General features: G+C 58.0%; 14 protein-coding genes and 1 tRNA gene. 11 read left to right on the top strand and 4 right to left on the bottom strand.

The window, feature by feature from the left end; translation table 11 throughout:
* The first annotated feature begins 49 nt into the window (after positions 1–49).
* The 5 genes from dapA (at position 50) to PMI28_RS19930 (ending at position 3,739) form a co-directional block, all read left to right on the top strand.
* Complete coding sequence (gene dapA / locus PMI28_RS19950) at positions 50–928, top strand: 4-hydroxy-tetrahydrodipicolinate synthase (RefSeq protein WP_007984755.1); 879 nt, start codon at positions 50–52, stop codon at positions 926–928.
* A 17-nt stretch (positions 929–945) separates the two neighbouring features.
* Positions 946–2,061: an outer membrane protein assembly factor BamC gene (gene bamC / locus PMI28_RS19945; RefSeq protein WP_007984757.1), complete on the top strand. Its 1,116-nt coding sequence runs from the start codon at positions 946–948 to the stop codon at positions 2,059–2,061.
* Positions 2,062–2,065: 4 nt separating this feature from the next.
* Positions 2,066–2,824 (top strand): MBL fold metallo-hydrolase, encoded by a 759-nt coding sequence (locus PMI28_RS19940; protein ID WP_007984759.1) that lies wholly within the window; start codon positions 2,066–2,068, stop codon positions 2,822–2,824.
* A 28-nt stretch (positions 2,825–2,852) separates the two neighbouring features.
* On the top strand, positions 2,853–3,566 hold the full coding sequence (gene purC, locus PMI28_RS19935; protein ID WP_007944067.1) for a phosphoribosylaminoimidazolesuccinocarboxamide synthase: 714 nt from the start codon (positions 2,853–2,855) through the stop codon (positions 3,564–3,566).
* Between the two features lie 83 nt (positions 3,567–3,649).
* Positions 3,650–3,739: transfer RNA gene (locus PMI28_RS19930), tRNA-Ser, on the top strand.
* A gap of 71 nt (positions 3,740–3,810) precedes the next feature.
* On the opposite strand, the gene PMI28_RS19925 is transcribed toward PMI28_RS19930, so the two are convergent.
* Entirely contained in the window at positions 3,811–4,002 is a 192-nt protein-coding gene (locus PMI28_RS19925) for a YegP family protein (RefSeq protein WP_007984761.1), read from the bottom strand.
* 274 nt (positions 4,003–4,276) lie between these two features.
* Here PMI28_RS19925 and PMI28_RS19920 point away from each other — a divergent pair, with 274 nt between their 5' ends.
* From PMI28_RS19920 to PMI28_RS19895, 6 genes are all read left to right on the top strand, one after another.
* Positions 4,277–5,242 carry a glycosyltransferase family 2 protein gene (locus tag PMI28_RS19920; RefSeq protein ID WP_007984762.1) on the top strand — a complete coding sequence of 322 codons (966 nt, stop codon included), beginning with the start codon at positions 4,277–4,279 and terminating at the stop codon, positions 5,240–5,242.
* Positions 5,243–5,245: 3 nt separating this feature from the next.
* Positions 5,246–5,956: a class I SAM-dependent methyltransferase gene (locus PMI28_RS19915; RefSeq protein WP_007984764.1), complete on the top strand. Its 711-nt coding sequence runs from the start codon at positions 5,246–5,248 to the stop codon at positions 5,954–5,956.
* Complete coding sequence (locus PMI28_RS19910; protein WP_007984766.1) at positions 5,953–6,339, top strand: GtrA family protein; 387 nt, start codon at positions 5,953–5,955, stop codon at positions 6,337–6,339. The genes PMI28_RS19915 and PMI28_RS19910 overlap by 4 nt, the downstream gene beginning before the upstream one ends.
* Positions 6,336–8,441, top strand: a complete 2,106-nt coding sequence (locus PMI28_RS19905) for a DUF6311 domain-containing protein (protein ID WP_007984768.1) — start codon at positions 6,336–6,338, stop codon at positions 8,439–8,441. Before PMI28_RS19910 ends, PMI28_RS19905 begins: the two co-directional genes overlap by 4 nt.
* A gap of 105 nt (positions 8,442–8,546) precedes the next feature.
* Positions 8,547–9,473: a LysR substrate-binding domain-containing protein gene (locus PMI28_RS19900; RefSeq protein WP_007984770.1), complete on the top strand. Its 927-nt coding sequence runs from the start codon at positions 8,547–8,549 to the stop codon at positions 9,471–9,473.
* A gap of 57 nt (positions 9,474–9,530) precedes the next feature.
* Positions 9,531–9,896 (top strand): 5-carboxymethyl-2-hydroxymuconate Delta-isomerase, encoded by a 366-nt coding sequence (locus tag PMI28_RS19895; RefSeq protein WP_007984772.1) that lies wholly within the window; start codon positions 9,531–9,533, stop codon positions 9,894–9,896.
* Positions 9,897–9,899: 3 nt separating this feature from the next.
* Here the strand turns inward: PMI28_RS19895 and PMI28_RS19890 are convergent, their stop codons facing one another.
* From PMI28_RS19890 to PMI28_RS19880, 3 genes are all read right to left on the bottom strand, one after another.
* A complete protein-coding gene (locus PMI28_RS19890) occupies positions 9,900–10,838 on the bottom strand; it encodes a LysR family transcriptional regulator (protein WP_007984774.1) in 939 nt (312 codons plus the stop codon).
* A 113-nt stretch (positions 10,839–10,951) separates the two neighbouring features.
* Entirely contained in the window at positions 10,952–11,869 is a 918-nt protein-coding gene (locus tag PMI28_RS19885; RefSeq protein ID WP_007984776.1) for a DMT family transporter, read from the bottom strand.
* Between the two features lie 13 nt (positions 11,870–11,882).
* Complete coding sequence (locus PMI28_RS19880) at positions 11,883–13,067, bottom strand: cyanate transporter (RefSeq protein WP_007984778.1); 1,185 nt, start codon at positions 13,065–13,067, stop codon at positions 11,883–11,885.
* Between the last annotated feature and the right edge of the window lie 271 nt (positions 13,068–13,338).

Raw genomic sequence — 13,338 nt, forward strand, 5'->3', positions numbered from 1 at the left:
CTTGGCGCCAGTACCATTACGGCTCTCTTTTTCCGGCAGGAGCGGTTTCATGATTGCGGGCAGTATGGTGGCACTGGTCACACCCATGGATGCACAGGGTCGTCTTGACTGGGACAGCCTCAGCAAACTCGTGGACTTCCACCTTGAAAACGGCACCCATGCCATTGTCGCCGTCGGCACCACCGGCGAGTCGGCAACCCTCGATGTCAACGAGCACATCGCAGTCATCCGTGCCGTTGTAAAACAGGTCAATGGCCGCATTCCGGTGATCGCCGGTACCGGCGCCAACTCGACCCGCGAAGCCGTCGAATTGACCCGTAATGCCAAGGAAGCCGGCGCCGATGCCTGCCTGCTGGTCGTGCCGTACTACAACAAGCCGACCCAGGAAGGCCTGTACCTGCACTTCAAGCACATCGCCGAAGCGGTCGACATCCCGCAGATTCTTTATAACGTTCCCGGCCGCACCTCCTGCGACATGCAGGCCGAAACCGTGATCCGCCTGTCCACCGTGCCGAACATCATCGGTATCAAGGAAGCGACCGGCGACCTCAAGCGCGCCAAAGCCATCCTCGATGGCGTAAGCAAGGACTTCATCGTCCTTTCCGGCGATGATCCGACTGCCGTCGAGCTGATCCTGATGGGCGGCAAGGGCAACATCTCCGTCACCGCCAACGTCGCTCCGCGTGAAATGGCCGATCTGTGCGAGGCCGCCCTCAAGGGGGATGCCGAGACTGCGCGGGCAATCAACGAAAAACTGATGCCGCTGCACAGGGACCTGTTCATCGAAGCCAACCCGATTCCGGTGAAGTGGGCATTGGTTGAAATGGGCCTGATGCACGAAGGCATTCGCCTGCCGTTGACCTGGCTGAGCGCACCCTGTCACGAAACGCTGCGCACGGCCCTGCGCCAGTGCAGCGTCCTGGTTTAATTGAGGAAGTACAACGCATGAAGCGAATGGCCGGACTTTCCGCACTTGCCTTGATTATCTCCAGCACCAGTGGCTGCGGATGGATCTGGGGCCCGGAAGGTTATTTCCGTGACCGTGGTAGCGATTACCTGGAAGCGCAACAGACTGCACCGATGCAAATACCGCAGGATGTCCGTACCGCCAAGCGTCTGGATCCGCTGTTGCCGATCCCGCGCAACGTGGCCGATGACACCGTCAAGGGCGAATACGTCGTACCTCGGCCGCAGCCGCTGACGGCGGGTGCCGATGCCAGTGCCTACTCCCTGCAGAAGAGCGGCGGCTCCAGCTCCATCCTGGCGCAGAATCCACCGGCTGAAGTCTGGCCCGTGGCCGTTCAGTTCTTCCAGGACAACGGTTTCCGTCTGGATGATCAGCGTCCGCAAACCGGTGAATTCACCACGACCTGGCAGCATTCCGACGAACTGTCTGCGGCCATGGCCAAGCGCCTGAGCGCGGCGGGGGTCAGCACGGACAGCGAAACCCGTGTGCGGGTGCGCATCGAGCCGGGCGTGCAGCGCAACACCAGTGAAGTCTATGTGGTCAGCGCCGAGCGTCCTGCCGGCAGCACCGCTGACGTGGCTTTCACCAACCGTTCGGTCAACACTGGCCTGGATGCGGCACTGGTCGACGACATGCTCGCGAGCATGAGCCGTATCTCGGAGAAGGGCGGTTCGGTCTCGATGCTGGCTTCGCGTGATTTCGACGCGCCTAGTCGTGTCAGCCTGAGTGAAGACGGCAGCGGCAACCCTGTGCTGAACGTCGGTACCGACCTGGATCGTGCCTGGTCGAGCGTCGGTCGTGCGCTGGAACAAGGCGAATGGCGCGTTGAAGACATCAACCGCAGCCTGGGCCTGTACTACATCAACCTGGCCGAAAAAGCCGAGAAGAAAGACGACAAGCCAGGCTTCTTCAGCAGCCTGTTCGGCAGCGCGCCGAGCAAGGAAGAGCTTGACGCCCGCGCCGAACGTTATCAGGTTCGCCTGAGCAAGGTTGGCGAGAACGTCCAGGTCACCGTCGAGAAAAACATCAACACCGTGGCGCCGGCAGACGTGGCGCGTAAAGTGTTGAGCAAGATTCAGGACAACCTGGGCTGATCCTATGCGTTTCGCCGTTCTCGGCAGCGGTAGTCAAGGGAACGGCACGCTGATAGCCAGTGCTGATACGTACGTGCTGGTGGATTGTGGGTTTTCCCTGCGGGAAACCGAAAAACGCCTGCTGCGCCTGGGTGTGAACCCTGCGCAGTTGAGCGCGATACTCGTGACCCACGAACATGCCGACCACGTGCATGGCGTGGGTTTGCTGTCTCGGCGCTACAATCTGCCTGTCTACCTCAGTCGCGGGACCTTGCGCGGGATGCGCAAACCGATTGAACCCGCAGGCTTTCTGGCTGGCGGCGAACAGCTGCAAATCGGCGACTTGAGCATTGGTGTCATTGCCGTGGCCCACGATGCACAAGAACCGACGCAATATGTTTTCAGTGACGGTGAGCGCCGCTTTGGCCTGTTGACCGACCTGGGCTCGTATTGTGACAAGGTGCTGGACGGCTATCGGGACCTCGATGCGTTGATGATCGAGTCCAATCACTGTCGTGACATGCTGGCTCGCGGTCATTACCCGTACTTTCTCAAGCAGCGGGTGGGCGGTGAACTGGGACATTTGAATAACCATCAGGCGGCATTCCTGGTGGCCGAGCTGGGCTGGAAAGACCTGCAACACCTGGTCCTGGCCCATCTGAGCAGCAAGAACAACCTGCCGCAGCTGGCCCGGCAATGTTTTGTCGACACTCTCGGGTGCGACCCGGACTGGCTGCAACTGGCCGATCAAGATTCAGGGCTCGACTGGCGTCACATCGCCTAGCCCATCTACTTAGCAAGCGGAGCCCATCATGGAAAAACGTGAAGAACTCTACCGCGGCAAAGCCAAATCGGTTTACAAGACCGACGACGCTAACCGTTTGATCCTGCTGTTTCGCAACGACACTTCGGCGTTCGACGGCAAGCGTATCGAACAGCTTGACCGCAAAGGCATGGTGAACAACAAGTTCAACGCCTTCATCATGCAGAAGCTCGAAGCTGCTGGCGTGCCGACCCAATTCGACAAATTGCTGGGCGACAACGAGTGTCTGGTGAAGAAGCTCGACATGATCCCGGTCGAGTGCGTCGTGCGTAACTACGCCGCTGGCAGTCTGGTCAAGCGCCTGGGTGTCGAAGAGGGCATGAAGCTCAACCCTTACACCTTCGAACTGTTCCTGAAGGACGACGCCAAGGGTGACCCGTTCATCAACGAATCCCACGTCGTGGCATTTGGCTGGGGCACCGCCGAGCAACTGGTTCGCATGAAAGAACTGTCGCTCAAGGTCAACGAAGTCCTGAGCAAGTTGTTCGACGACGCTGGCCTGCTGCTGGTCGACTTCAAGCTGGAATTCGGCGTGTTCCACGATGGTTCCATCGTGCTGGGCGACGAATTCAGCCCGGACGGCTGCCGTCTGTGGGACAAGGCCACCGGCAAGAAAATGGACAAGGACCGCTTCCGTCAGGGCCTCGGTGATGTCATCGAAGCCTACGAAGAAGTTGCCAATCGTCTGGGCGTACCGCTTTAATCGACGCAAGCATCTGAAAGCACAGAAATATTTCGCTTGGGGGGTTCGCTTCCTGCGAAAGTGTTGTTATGATGCGCGCCGTTGGAGAGATGCCAGAGTGGCCGAATGGGACGGATTCGAAATCCGTTGTACCTTCACCGGTACCTAGGGTTCGAATCCCTATCTCTCCGCCATTACATGGAAAAAGCCCCGTAGCTGAAAAGCTACGGGGCTTTTTCGTTTCTGCGATTACTGTCGGCAGCTATCAAATCTCCTTGACCGGGGCCTCCCCTTGTACACCCTTGATTAATTCGATCACGTGCAAACAATCCGCTTTGTTCACATAAGACTCGCCGCTGGCGATGGTCTCATGGTTCCCCGCCCGCAACCTCCATCGCCATTGGCCTTTGCCGGTGCTCGGTGTGCCTTTGAATTGCCTGTAAATCTCGAAGTACATTCAGTTCGCTCCCTGCGATAGATCGTGCGACAACCTGTGTGACGCATCGATGCAAGCCTAGCGGAGCAGGTTTTTTTTGCTATCGGACATTTGTTTCCAGTCGTTGGCGGATGTTCTGAGACGGCGGGTTAGAGCGGGTGGATCAGCCTCTGGATTGTCCAAAACGGCGCCGTTTCACACTTGCAACACCTTCGGAGCTACTGCTTAATACGGAGTCGCTCATAGCGTCCAAAATCTGTCGGCAACCGAAAACCACTATAAAAAGAGCACTCCATTGACTGAGCATGGAACGCAACTGGCCTCCCAGGTGACGTTATCGCTGGTTGTCCCCGTTTTTAACGAGGAAGACAGTCTCGACACGTTTCTCCTGCGCATTGATGAAGTCTTCCGGCAGCAGGAATTGATAAAGCTTGAATTGGTATTCATCAATGACGGCAGCACTGACGCCACGCTTGCACGTCTGCTTGAGCGTCAGCAGCACGATTCGCGTCTGCGCATCGTTGACCTGAGTCGCAACTTCGGCAAAGAAGCGGCATTGTCCGCCGGTTTACAGATCGCCACCGGACAGATCGTTGTGCCGATCGACGCCGATCTGCAGGATCCGCCAGAGATCATTTTGCAGATGATCGAGCGTTGGCGAGAGGGCTATGAAGTGGTACTCGGTCACCGGATCAGCCGTCGTAGCGATACGTGGGCCAAACAGACTTCCGCCCACTGGTTCTATCGCCTGCACAACAAGATTGCTGAGCAGCCGCTGCCGGAAAACGTCGGGGATTTTCGCCTGATGGATCGCTGTGTAGTCGATGCCTTGCTGACCTTGCCCGAATCCCGGCGCTTCATGAAAGGCCTGTTTGCCTGGGTCGGGTTTCGCACCACCCTGGTTGATTACAAGCGTCCCGAGCGGGTAGCGGGGCAGAGTAAATTCAACGGTTGGCGGCTGTGGAACTTTGCGCTGGAAGGTATCACCAGTTTCAGCACTGAGCCTTTGCGAGTGTGGACGTATATAGGGGCGCTGGTGTCGCTCGTCTCTTTCGCTTTTGCCATATTTATCGTATTGCGCACGTTGATCCATGGTGTCGACATGCCCGGTTACGCCTCGCTGATGGTCGCCGTGACGTTCCTTGGCGGCCTGCAACTGATTGGCATCGGCGTACTCGGTGAGTACTTGGGCCGCACTTACATCGAATCCAAACGCCGGCCGGTTTTTCTCGTGCGCCGCGTCTACGACCCCAAGGCCTAAAGCATGGATCTCAAGGAAACCGCCATCCTCGGCGATAACATCGGTGAACATTGGTATTACTGCTCGAAAGCGGCAGCGACCCGCCGCCTGCTGGGTGACGCGCCAATCAAGCGGATTCTCGACGTGGGCGCCGGTTCCGGTTTTTTTACCCACCATCTGTTGGCTCATACCGAGGCGCGCGAGGCCTGGTGCGTCGATATCAGCTACATCGCCGATTCCAGTGCGACCACCGCCGGTAAACCGGTGCATTACCGTCGTGGCATCGAGACCGTCGACGCCGACCTGGTACTTTTGATGGACGTGCTGGAGCATGTCGATGACGACCTCGGTTTGCTCAAGGCTTACGTCGATACAGTGCCGTCAGGCAGTCGCTTCCTGATGACGGTGCCGGCCTTCCAGTTTCTCTGGAGCGGCCACGACGACTTTCTCGAACACAAGCGTCGCTACACCCTGGCCCAATTTGAAACTCTGGCCCGGAACGCGGGTTTGACGGTACAACGCGGTGCCTACTATTTCGGTGCGGTGTTCCCGATTGCCGCTGCGTTACGCTTGTTGCCCCTCGGACGGAAGGGTTTGGCGCCTCGTTCGCAGCTTAAACGCCATCATCCGCTGGTGAACACTGTGCTCAAGACCCTCTGTAAGCTTGAATTGCCATTGATGGGCATGAACCGCCTGGCCGGTTTGAGTGTATTCGTGCTGGCGCGAAAGCCGTGACATCAGCCGAAAAAACAGCGTTGATCCAGCGCGGTTTGCGCTTTGCTGTAACCGGATTGTTCGTTACTGCCCTGCATGCGCTGGTTGCGGTGCTGTTCATCAATTTCGTCGTCGCACATCCGCCTCTGGCTAACGGTGTGGCATTTGCCGTGGCGACGGTGGTGTCCTACGTCATCAACACGACCTGGAGTTTTTCTGCCCGATTGCATGGCAGAACACTGCTGCGTTTCCTGCTGGTATCGGCGGGCGGTTTTTTGTTGGCGATGTTTGTCGCCTGGGTCGCGCAGATGGCGGGGTTGCATTATCTGCTGGGGATTGGTGCGGTGGCGCTAACGATTCCGGCATTCACTTTTGTCTTGCACAATTTCTGGACGTACCGATGAAACTTTCCACAACGCGCCGGGTGACTGCGCTGCTGCCCGTCCTTTTGGGAATCCTTGCATTTTTCATCGTGGTCGGCCCGCGGGCATTGAACCCGATGAATATTGCCTGGTTGGAGGGGGGCGACCCAGCCACGCATTACCTGGGCTGGGCTTTTTTCAGGCATTCACCGTGGACATTTCCGTTAGGGCTTAATCCGTCGTATGGGTTGGAATTGAGCAACGCGGTAATTTTCTCGGATTCCAATCCTCTGTTCGCTTTTATCTTCAAGCCGTTTTCGGCTCTGCTTCCTGAACCATTCCAGTATTTCGGGTTTTGGTTTCTGACGTGCTTCATCCTGCAGAGCTGGTTTGGCTGGAAGCTGACGGGGTTGGTCAGTCGCAATGTGGTGTTGCAATTGCTCGGTGCCGGGCTGTTTTTGTTCGTCCCGGCGATGATTATCCGGATGGGAGTGCATTTATCCCTGGCCGGACATTTTCTCGTATTGGCAGCGCTTTATCTGGCCCTGCGCCCATTTACGCAAAAACGCTGTCTGGCATGGGGGACGCTGCTTGGTGCGACAGCACTGGTGCACGCTTATTTGCTGGCGATGGTTGCATTGATCTGGATCGCGGACCTCGCAGCCAAAGCCCTCCAGCGCCGCCTGACGCTGGGCAAAGCGCTGACCGAGTTGATCGGTCTGTTCCTGCTGGTCAGTCTGTGTTGCTGGCAAGCGGGTTACTTCAGTGTTGGCGATGGTGGTCTTTCGTTAATGGGATATGGCTTGTTTCGGGCGAATGTCCTGACCCTCTTTGATCCGGGTACCTGGTCCTACACCCTGCGGGACATGCCAGGTGTGTTGGGCGACAGTGATGGGTTTGCCTTCCTGGGGTTGGGTGTCATTTTCCTGCTCATCTGCGCTTTCGTGCTATTGCTGCAAGGGGCGGGGGACCTTGGCGCCAAGGTTCGCCGATATCCGCTGCTTTTTATTGCGCTTGCCAGCCTGGCGATGTTCGCCGTATCCAATAACGTAGGTGTAGGGTCATTCGAATTCCGGATTCCCCTGCCGGACGCCGTTGTAGCCGTCGCAACCATCTTCCGTGGCTCAGGGCGGATGATCTGGCCGGTGATGTACATGGTTATTTTTGTCACTCTTTATGTGGTGGTTCGCGGGCATACCCCGCGCACGGCGATGTTGCTGTTGAGCATCGCTTTGGTGATTCAGGTGGCGGATACGCGATCGGGATGGACAGTCTCGCGCGGTTTTTTCATGACTTCACCGGCGTCCAAGTGGAAGACGCCACTGGCCGATCCTTTCTGGCAACAAGCAGCAAAGCATTATCAGTACGTGCGATGGATTCGCCCGCAGAACTTATCGGAGCAGTGGATGACATTGGCCGACTATGCGCATACCCATCATCTGCCCACAAATGCCGTCTATCTTGGGCGAGTCAGTTCGCTGGCCGTCGAGGCGGCGCAGGCACAGTCGGTTCGGATGCTGGATTCGGGAAGTTACGCGCAAGATACCCTGTACGTGCTGGATAACCGCTCCTTGCTCCAGGCTGCCCTGACATTGAAGAGTGATATTGATGTGCTCGCCAGAATTGACGGTTTGAATGTGTTGGCGCCGGGATGGAAGCGCTGTAACGATTGCCCGCCCGTCTTGGCGCCGGATGCATTGAAGCTGATTCCGGAGCTCAAGCAAGGTGAGAGAGTGGTGTTCAGTAAAGAGAGTCCGGCGGTGGATTATTTGGCCAAGGGATGGTCGCTCAACGAACCGTGGGGAACCTGGTCCGAAGGCGCCGAGTCGCAAATCGTTTTGCGGCCAACATCAAGGGTGAATTCATTGTTGCTGGAAACCAGCGCGTTGCTCGCACCTACGCACACAGAGCAGTCGCTGGAGGTTGTCGTCAATGATGTGAGTGTACTGTCCACCCGGTTGGTCAAGCCTGAAGCAAACCGAATCAACATCGAATTACCCGCAGCCGTGCAACAGCTCATCGAACATCAGGGCGTACTGCGTATTTTTTTCAAATACCCCAATGCCATCAGTCCGGGAGAGCTTGGTATGAGTAACGACCCGCGCAAACTGGCAATCGGAATACAGGCGCTGACTTTGAATTGAACAAACGTAACGTCTGCACCGGCATTGTCTGTCGTGCAAGCACGTAGACGTTAGCCCCCGAGCCTTTCTACACTGCCTTCCAGTCTGGGGATCGGGGGACAAGGGATGAATCGCAACGAACTTCGCAAGGCGGATATCAACCTGATGGTGGTATTCGAAACGCTGATGCTTGAGCGTAATGTCACTCGGGTGGCGGAGAAGCTGTTTCTCGGTCAGCCGACCATCAGCTCTGCGCTCAACCGCTTGCGTGCGATGTTCAATGATCCGCTGTTCATACGCGTTGGTCATCGCATGGAGCCGACAGCGCGGGCTGAGGAAATCATCAGGCACTTGTCGCCGGCGCTGGACTCCTTGTCCGTGGCCTTGAGCCTGACCCATGATTTTGACCCGGCCAGCAGCACAATGACGTTCCGCATCGGGTTGTCCGACGATGTCGAGTTTGGCCTGTTGCCGCCGTTGCTGCGAACCCTGCGCCAGGAAGCGCCCAATGTGGTGTTTGTAGTGCAGCATGTCGATTACTGGCGGATTCCCGACTTGTTGGCGTCCGGCGATATCACGGTGGGTATCAGCCAGACCCGTGGCTTGCCGGCCAATGCCAAACGCAAGTTGCTGCGGCACATCCAGCCCTGCATTTTGCGCGCCGATGCCTCCGACACACCGCTGACCCTCGATGAGTATTGCGCGCGACCGCACGTGCTGGTGTCCCATACCGCCAATGTCAGCGGTTACGCCGACGAGTGGCTGGCGGAAATCGGCCGCACGCGCCAGGTGGTGCTCTCGGTACCGCAATACAGTTCTTTGCCGGCACTGCTCGCCGGGACGGACTTGATTGCCAGCCTGCCGGACTACACCGCCGAGGCGATGGCCGCATCGGGAATGCTGTTCAAGGAACCCTTTCCGATCAAGACACCCACCCTGGACCTGTCTATGGTTTGGCTCAGTCATGTCGATACCGACCCCGCCGAGCGCTGGTTACGCTCGCGCCTGGAAGCGTTCATGAGTGAGCGTGCGATTTTGCCGCTGCCCGAATGAGCACGGCGGCGCTGTGTTATATGTACCACCTGTTCATCCACTATCAGGAACCCACTCATGCCTCACCTGCACATGGAATACACCGCCAACCTGACTGATCTGAATGCCGATGTGGCATTGATGCGTTTGAACAATGCGTTGGTGGCTTCTGGTCAGTTTGCTGCCGAATTCGACATCAAGAGCCGCGCGGTCAAGGTCGAGACGTTCAAAGTCGGTACGGCATTGGCTGAGCGGGCGTTCGTGCATGTGAAGCTGGCGCTGTTGAGTGGTCGTTCCGCACAGATCAAGCAGCAGCTGTCTGAAAGCCTGCTGGCGGTGGTGCAGGATCTGTGTGAGTGGCCGGGCGGCGTTGAAGTCCAGTTGTGCGTGGAGATTCTCGATATCGATCGCGATTCCTACAGCAAGACCGCCATCAACAACTGAGTATCAGGCCGTTTCCTGCTCGGTGCAGGCCAGGATCACTTGCTCTCGTAGCCAGGCGTTGGCGCTATCTTGATCAACGCCTTGGCTCCACTGCATATCGAGGGTGAAACCCGGCAAGCCTTCGGGTGCTTCGCAGTGATCGAAGGTGTCTGAGCTGGCCAGAAGTTGCTGGATACGGCGCGGCAGGGTCAGGGCATAGTCGGTGCCGGTGATCAGCTTCAGCGCTGCACTGTAGCTGTTGGCGCGCGCGATAATCTGGCGCTGTCTTGCCTGTTGCGCGAGCCAGCCGTCGACCATGTTAGTGGCAGATGTCCAGGGTGTCGGGAACACGTGTCGACGCTCGACATAGGTTTGCAGACTCAGGCGTGGTTCCGCCGGCGCGGCGCGTTTATCGAAAACACAGACCAGATCGTCTTTGAGCAGCGTCCGGGATGTGAAGTCGGCATGACTGCGATGAAAGTTCGGGCCGAAGCACATCACCAGGTCGAGGCTACCGTCGCGCAACGCTTCAGCCGGGATGTCCGCTTCGAGTTTTAACACATTGACCATCACCGGAAGATCGGCGAGGTCAAAGGTTTTCAACAGGCGCGGCAGAATCAACAGTTCGAAGTATTCCGGTGCGCAGATGTTGAATGTCACAGGTTGCAGGCCAGGGTTGAATGCGGGGGGACCTGCGTGACACAGGTTGATGCTTTCCAGGATTTTCAGCGCGTGAGGATACATCGTGCCGGCCTTGCAGGTGGGCTGCATGCCGCCGGTGCGGGTATTGATGAACAGTTCGTCCGCGAAACTGGTGCGCAGTTTTTTCAGGCAGTAACTCACCGTGGACTGGCTGATGCAAAGCGTCTCGGATACACCAGTGACGCTGTTTTGCTCATACACGGCGACGAACACCATGAGGTCCTGCATATCGAGTTTTCTAAGTGAATTACTGTTCAGCATCCGTTCTGTCTCGCTGCGCCCCTGCGCTGACCGTGCGCAAGTGTGAGCGAATGATCCTAGCGGAACGAGGGCGCATTGAGAATGATTTGCAGGGGGTTTCGGTTCAGGCCGAGTCAGCCCTGGACTACCAGCGACACTGCACGGCGGCTGGACATCAGCAGTGCAAACATGCCGATGCCTACCAGTACCGCACCGGCCAACTCCAGCGGCAGAGGCATCTGGCGCCCCCAAAGCCAGTGAAACAAGGTGATGAACAGCGTGCTCAGGTAGATGTAGGAAATCACCGAGGAAGGCGCGATCACGCCGATGGCCCGATGCAATAGCCAGAACGTTGCCAGCGTGGCGAATACGGCCAGGTACATCAGCCAATAGAAGTCGTTGAGCGTCAGTAATGATGCCGAGCGCCAACCGCCACTGAATCCACAGAACACCAGCAGAAACAGCGCACCGAACAGCATGTTCCAGAACGTCATGGCCACCGGCCCGCGCCCCTTGAGGCTATTGGCTTTCAGGCGTTGGCTGAGGGGGGCGTAGAGCGCCATCGCCAGGCATCCGATGCCGTACACCGTCAATGCGTACGGCGATGGTAACTCGCCGGGGCCGGTGCCCTTCATGATCAGCAAGACCGCCCCGGCAGCGGCGAGCAGCATGGGCACAATCCGTTGTTTCAGGCGGCTGTCAGGTGTCAGCACGGCTTCGAACGCCAGGGTCATCAGCGGCACCAGCGTGAACATCGTCCCGGTGTTGACGGCCGAGGTGTAGCGCAAGGCTTCGAACAGCGAGCCGAAGTACAACGCCAGCAGCAGGCCGAGCACGGCATGACCGAGCAGCCCGCGGGCGGTCATGCCGGCGTCGCCTTTAAGCAGCAACAGCGGCAGAAATACTACGGCGCAAAACAGCAGGCGCAAACCGGTCAGCAGGATCGGGTCGATGGCCTGGCTGACTTGCGCCGCGGCGGAAAACGACGCGGCGATCAACAAGGCCCAAAGCAGCATGCTGGCGTGAGCTACGGCGAAACCGGTGGTTTTCATGGCAGGCTCCGGGTCAGTGGATGTGTCGGGTGTAGTGCCTTGGGTTGAAGCGCAAGACCATCAACATCATCAGCACCATGACTGCCGTCAGCGACCACCAGGCCCATTCGAAGCTGCCGAGCTGGTCGCGGATTATCCCGGCCAGCAGCGGCGACAGGCCGGCAATCAGGTAGCCGATGCCTTGAACGAACGCGGTCAGGCCACCGGCGCGCAAGGGATTGTCCAGGTGATCCAGCGATACAATCAGGCTCATAGGGAACAGGCCGCCAATGCCCAGCCCCAGCAGGCATGGCCAAATCAGGCTCAAATGCTGCGGGCTCAGAATCAGTCCGCTGAAGCCGGCGATGATGAGCGTCAGCAATACCATCAGCACGATGCGGCGATCGCGGTTGCGATTGGCGATGACGGGGGTCAGCAGACCTGACAGCACTTCCATGGCGGTCAGAAATCCGAGCAGCAACCCGGCGTGCTGTTCGCTCCAGCCCTTTTCCACGTAGTACGGCGCCAACCAGGCCAGAACACAGGTGTAGGACGCAGTGCCCAGGCCAAAGAAGATCGCGAGTAACCATGCGCGGGAATTGGCGAAGAATGAAACGTTGCTGGATGTCTTTGAATCCAGTGTCGGCATCCCCGCTCGTTGGGTGCCCCAGAACAGCAATGCCAGCACGGCGAGAACGGCCCAGATCGCCAGACCCATGCGCCAGCTGCCGGTGCCCTGCATCACCAGCGGTGAAAAGGACGCAGCAATGGCGGCACCACCCATGATCGACGTGACATAGAGCCCCATGCTCAGGGCAACGTGGTCGCTGAATCGGGATTTGATCAACGCTGGCATCAGGGCCTGGATCAGGGCGATCCCGATACCTGCCAGCACCGCGCTGAGGATCAACTCCGCTGCTGAATCAAGGAACAACCGCGAAACCGTGGCCACGCCGATGATCAGCAACGAGAACACCACCGTGCGCTGATCGCCGAGTTGCTGGCTGACGCGCAGGCCGACAAACATCGCCAGTCCCATGGCCATGACCGGTAACATGGTCAGCAGTGAAGCCAGGCTGAAGCTTAGCGGGATGTCGACGCGAATCACCGGGAGCAAAGGTCCGACAGCGGCCATGGATGGGCGCAGGTTCAGGGCAACCAGGACAATGCTGAACATGAACCAGAGGGCAGGGCGGGAAGTGGCTCGGGTGTTTTCCATGATCGGGCCTTGAACAGTAGGGTTCCGATTAGACGCGTGAGGCATGGAGACGGCAAATCAGAAAGTCCGGCGTGGTATTTGGAAATTAAATACAAACCGCTCCCACAGGGGGGGCTGCACTGAACAGTCAAATGTTTAGCCAGGCGACATCCAAAGTTCTTCAAATCCCGATTTAACGACTCAACCCGTCGTGTGACGCTGCGGTCATCTGTTTTCTGCGGTTCTCTCTATGGACGGTTGGCCAGTCGCAATCCACTTCAAGGCATCCACC

The organism is Pseudomonas sp. GM48, from assembly GCF_000282335.1.
Lineage (GTDB): Bacteria > Pseudomonadota > Gammaproteobacteria > Pseudomonadales > Pseudomonadaceae > Aquipseudomonas.